The organism is Paeniglutamicibacter sp. ZC-3 (assembly GCF_025847175.2).
GTDB lineage: Bacteria > Actinomycetota > Actinomycetes > Actinomycetales > Micrococcaceae > Paeniglutamicibacter > Paeniglutamicibacter sulfureus.
Window position 1 is genome coordinate 1 of sequence record NZ_JAOYTG010000063.1, and the last position, 559, is coordinate 559.

The window sequence follows — 559 nt, forward strand, 5'->3', positions numbered from 1 at the left end:
CCGACGGGGCCCCGGTGAAGAGGGTGTATCCGGCAACGGCGCGGGAATAGTCATCCAACACGACCGTGAGCCACGGCCGCACCGCGGTCCCTTTCCTGCCCAGGACCATGATGTCCAGCAGTGTATGGTCGGCCTGCCACTGCTCGTTGGGGCGGGCAGTGGCGCGGCGGAACACCAACTCGAAGCGATCCCGGTACGCGGCATCCCCTTCTTGCGCAAGCGTGCGAAGTCCCGGGTCGATGGCACCGATGATCGCACGAACACTGGAGTAACTCGGCGGACTGAGTCCGCGGTCGGCCGCGATGTCGCCCACGCGGCGGTGGATGAAGGCGGCGGTGGGTTCGGGGCGCTGAAGGGCCAGTGCTTCGATGGCCTCGATGAGTTCGGCCCGGATCCGCCGGTGACCGTGATCGGTACGGCGGGTACGCTGCAAACCCCTGGATGTTGGGTCGGCGCGATACTTCGCGGACCAGCGCGCCAGTGTCCGCAGCGGCACCCCCGACTCGGCGGCGATGCGAGTCCAAGGGGCGCCGCCATCATGTTGGCCCAGCAAGGCGAG

1 pseudogene is annotated in these 559 nt (G+C 68.2%); it reads right to left on the reverse strand.

Features of this window, described 5'->3' with window-relative positions:
* Nucleotides 1-553 (reverse strand): annotated as a pseudogene (locus OIU93_RS20560) (transposase); the annotation flags it as partial.
* Between the last annotated feature and the right edge of the window lie 6 nt (nucleotides 554-559).